Source organism: Shewanella sp. SG44-6 (assembly GCF_014164185.1).
GTDB classification, from domain to species: Bacteria; Pseudomonadota; Gammaproteobacteria; order Enterobacterales; family Shewanellaceae; genus Shewanella; species Shewanella vesiculosa.
The window spans coordinates 1-4,888 of the sequence record NZ_JACJER010000210.1; the positions used below are offsets into that span (position 1 = coordinate 1).

Consider the following 4,888-nt stretch of genomic DNA (forward strand, 5'->3'; position numbering starts at 1 on the left):
AACGCGGCAGCACTAAAAACAATCCGATTGCTGACAAGTCAACAATCGCTATCATCTACTGTTGTAAGTCTTGGTATAACGAATGGTTATCGACACCTGTTTTTACTGATTCAGACTCGCCAACAAAGGCAATATTTTGCTGACTTTATCAAAACTTTCTTGGTACTCAGCGTCGGCATTTGAATCAGCGACAATGCCACCGCCAGCCCAACAGTAAATACGGTTATTTTCGGTGACTAAAGTGCGAATGGTAATACTGGTATCCATATTACCGTTTTGACTGATATAACCAATACTCCCACAATAGACATTTCGTCGAGATGGCTCTAACTCTTCAATGATTTCCATGGCGCGAATTTTTGGTGCGCCAGTAATTGAACCGCCAGGAAAGGCTGCTTGGAGTAAATCAAATGCATTTTTATCTTCTGCCAGTGTGGCACTTATGGTGCTGACCAAATGGTGCACAGCAGGGAAACTTTCAATTGCAAATAATGTCGGTACCTTAACCGAGCCGGGCGCCGCGACTTTGCTAATGTCATTGCGTAACAGATCAACAATCATCACATTTTCAGCGCGATCTTTTTCGGATGCAAGTAATGCTGCCGCAGCTTGTTGATCCAAAAGCGGATCTTGATGGCGAGGTAACGTGCCTTTTATCGGTTTAGTTTCAATCTGCTGGTCGCTTAGTTTAATAAAGCGTTCTGGCGAAATAGACAGAATACAATGATGTTCAAGGCGTATAAACGCTGAAAAAGGGCCTTGATTCGCCGTGGATAATGCACAGTAAGCTTGCCATTCATTACCCTGATATTGCGCCTCAAATCGTTGGGTTAAATTGATTTGGTAACAATCACCGCTGAGTAAATACTCTTGAACACGTGCAAACTTATGTTGATATTGTTCAACGCTAATGTGGTTAACCCATGGTGTGGTTAATTGAAAAGCAGGCAAGCTGGATGTCTGTTTTAGATTATGCTCTATTTTTGATTGAATTAAATTCAACTCATAATCAAGTGCGCCACAGCCGTCGTAATGGTATGCATACCAAGACTCTTCTGCGTAATCATATATCAGGGCGAAATCATAAAATCCAATATTCATATCATTAAGATGAATATCTTTAACCGCTATTTCAGGCAGGTTTTCAATATCTCGACCCAAATCATAACCCAATGCCCCAAGTGCACCGACACTAAAAGGGTGCAGAGATCCTTGCGCACAGGGATAAAGACGAGCATGCAGTTGCGCTAATGTTTCAAATGGACTGGCTTGCTGATTGATGTTGATATTAAGCGCGGCTATTTTTGGATGTTTAGCATTAAACGAGCAAATTCCATCATGGCTAGTTAAGGTCGCGATAGGATTAAACCCAATAATGTCGAAAGTGGCATCTTGGTGCGGCGCATTGGCGGAGTCGAGTAATGTCGCCCATGGCTGGTGGCTAAAAAGTGAAAATAGCGCCTTAGTGTCTATTTTCAAATCCAGTTTTTGCATAAAAAGTGCGTTTTTTGCCCGCGCAGACATCGATAACCCTTATCTAAAATGTGATGTAGCCCAAAAAGGATGGAAAGAGTATCATATTGGCCTTAATAGTTAATATTAAATCGATTCTAATAAAAACGATAACCATGTTAGGCCGCAATGGCTGCTGGAGCGCCCCATATGTCGACGAATACCACATCTCACTCTACAACTGAATCTTCAATGTCTAGTCAAGCGGTTGTGATTAAACAAGCGGACTTTATTGAAAGTATCGCAGATTCCTTGCAATACATTTCCTATTACCATCCCAAAGACTTTGTTGATGCAATGAACAAAGCTTATGAGCGTGAACAAAGCGCTGCGGCTAAAGATGCCATTGCTCAAATCTTGATTAACTCGCGTATGTCTGCTGAAGGTAAACGTCCTTTATGTCAAGACACCGGAATTGTGACTACCTTTGTTAAAATTGGTATGTCGGTTCAGTGGGACAAAACCGATATGACCGTTCAAGAAATGGTCGATGAAGGTGTTCGTCGTGCTTACACTAATCCAGATAATCCTTTACGTGCATCAATTGTGTCAGATCCTGCTGGCGCACGTAAAAACACTAAAGACAATACTCCGTCTGTGGTGCATATAGATATGGTTGCGGGCAACCAAGTTGAAGTGATGATTGCCGCTAAAGGTGGTGGCTCAGAGAATAAATCTAAAATGGCTATGCTTAACCCGTCTGATGACATTGCTGCTTGGGTTGAAAAAACCTTACCCACAATGGGTGCGGGTTGGTGCCCACCGGGTATGTTAGGCATAGGTATAGGTGGCACAGCCGAAAAAGCGGCTGTACTGGCAAAAGAGTCATTAATGGAATCGATTGATATCCATGAATTAATGCAACGTGGTGCGGTTACAACTGAAGAGAAGCTGCGTTTAGACATTTTTGAACGAGCAAACAATTTAGGTATTGGTGCACAAGGTTTAGGCGGTTTAACCACAGTGCTGGATGTTAAAATTAAGTCTGTACCGACCCATGCCGCTTCAAAACCTGTGGTGATGATCCCTAACTGCGCCGCAACGCGTCATGTTCATTTCCATTTAGATGGCACAGGTCCTGTGGATTTAGTGCCACCATCGTTATCTGATTGGCCTGAGATCACTCGTGAAGCGGGTGAGAATACTCATCATGTGAATTTAGACACCATCACTCAAGCCGAAATCGAAACGTGGAAAAGTGGTGATACCTTACTACTCAACGGTAAAATGCTGACTGGCCGTGATGCTGCTCATAAACGCATTCAAACGTTACTTGAGTCTGGTGAAGGTTTACCTGAAGGCGTCGACTTTACGGGTAAATTTATTTATTACGTGGGCCCAGTTGATCCTGTCGGCAATGAAGTGGTCGGCCCAGCCGGTCCTACAACCGCCACTCGCATGGATAAGTTTACAGACATGATGTTAGACCAAACAGGCCTTATGGGGATGATTGGTAAGTCTGAACGCGGTCCTGAAACCGTTGCTTCGATTAAAAAGCACAAAGCGGTGTATTTAATGGCCGTTGGCGGTGCAGCATATCTAGTGTCTAAAGCGATCAAGAAGTCACGCGTGGTGGCATTTGAAGACTTAGGCATGGAAGCCATTTACGAGTTTGACGTACAAGATATGCCGGTAACGGTTGCGGTTGATACCAATGGTGTCAATGCACACGAAACAGGTCCGGCGATTTGGAAAATTAATATCGCGAACAGTAAAGCAACAAAGTAAGCGATAAACACGACTGTGCTTATGTTTAAGCCATATGTGTCAATGTGATCTAACGCTCGGGTTTACAGCTTTTTACAAAAGGCATGTTGCCTGAGCGTTTTGCTTTGGTTAGTCTGCAATACACATTTTATGATTACGCGTTAGTCGAGTTGTATCTACCTCAACGCGCAGTCATGTTTTTATTTAAACAACTGAGACAAGATAACAATGAAAAAGTCTTCTGTATTATTTGCATTGGTAGCTGCTGGTTTGGCTACATCAGTTTATGCGGCAGAGCCCACCGCCTTTAACGTTCAACAATTAGTTAAGCTAAATAAGTTGCATTCGGCAGCCGTTTCAAATGATGGCAAAACCATGGTTTACGGCGTCAAAGTGGTTGATGATAAAGGCGAGGCTAACTCGGATCTTTACCTGCTCGATTTAAGCGATAAAAATGCTAAGCCAAAACAACTGACTTCTGCCGCCGGGACTGAGCATGATGTCAGTTTTTCGCCTGATGGAAAATCAATTTACTTTCTTGCTAGCCGCACTGGAAGCAGCCAATTGTATCAACTGGCGCTAAATGGTGGTGAAGCGATAGCGATTACTGATTTACCTTTAGATATTAATGGCTACAAATTGTCTAACGACGGCAAACAGCTTGTCATGACCCTGCGGGTATTTCCAGAGTGTAAAGACTTAGCCTGTTCAAAAGAGATGTTTACCGCAGAAGCTGAACGTAAAAGCACTGGACGATTATATAAGCAGCTAATGGTCCGTCATTGGGATACATGGGAAGATCACGCGCGTAATCATTTATTTGTGGCTTCACTCGATGGTGAAAAAGTCACCACCGCGATTGATGTTACAGCCGGTCGTGATACTGAAACGCCGCCTAAGCCTTTTTCAGGCATGGAAGAAGTAACCTTCACCGCAGATGGCAAATTCGTTGTCTATAGTGCTAAAGCGCCCAGTAACGATCAAGCATGGACCACCAACTATGATTTATGGCAAGTGCCAGTTGCGGGCGGTGAAACGGTTAACTTAACCCCAGACAACAAAGCCTGGGACTCACAACCAACATACTCAGCCGACGGCCGTTATCTGGCTTATTTAGCCATGACTAAGCCAGGTTATGAAGCTGATCGCAATCGCATTATGTTACGTGACAATGTCACTGGCCAAGAAAAAGAAGTCGCTCCATTATGGGATCGTAGCCCAAGTTCGCTCAATTTCAGCGCCGATGGCCGTACGTTATATGTGACGGCTCAAGATCTTGGTCAAGTTACACTGTTTGAGGTCAATACCCAATTTGGCGATGTACGTCCGATTTATAATCAAGGTAGTAACAGCTTAATTGCGGTCGCCAATAATAAATTGTTCTTCCAAAAATCGACATTAGTTGAACCCGGTGATGTATACAGTGTGACTTTAGAAGGTGAGCGATTGACTCAGCTGACTGATGTCAACAAAGACAAATTAGCCAATATTACCTTTGGGGAATTTGAACAGTTCAACTTTAAAGGTTGGAACGATGAAACCGTTCATGGCTACTGGATTAAACCAGTTAACTATGAAGAAGGTAAAAAATACCCGATTGCTTACCTCGTTCACGGCGGCCCACAAGGCTCATTTGGCAACAGTTTTAGCAGCCGCTGGAATGCGCAGC

General features: G+C 43.5%; 3 protein-coding genes. 2 read left to right on the plus strand and 1 reads right to left on the minus strand.

Going from position 1 to position 4,888, the window contains the following annotated elements; all coding sequences use genetic code 11:
• Positions 1-102: 102 nt before the first annotated feature.
• Positions 103-1,524: an aminodeoxychorismate synthase component I gene (pabB, locus tag H5185_RS21240; protein WP_182743114.1), complete on the minus strand. Its 1,422-nt coding sequence runs from the start codon at positions 1,522-1,524 to the stop codon at positions 103-105.
• A gap of 180 nt (positions 1,525-1,704) precedes the next feature.
• Here pabB and H5185_RS21245 point away from each other — a divergent pair, with 180 nt between their 5' ends.
• Together H5185_RS21245 and H5185_RS21250 are read left to right on the plus strand one after the other, a co-directional pair.
• Positions 1,705-3,240, plus strand: a complete 1,536-nt coding sequence (locus tag H5185_RS21245) for a fumarate hydratase (RefSeq protein ID WP_124015022.1) — start codon at positions 1,705-1,707, stop codon at positions 3,238-3,240.
• Between the two features lie 207 nt (positions 3,241-3,447).
• The coding region (locus H5185_RS21250; protein WP_182743116.1) for a PD40 domain-containing protein at positions 3,448-4,888 on the plus strand (1,441 nt) is incomplete at its 3' end.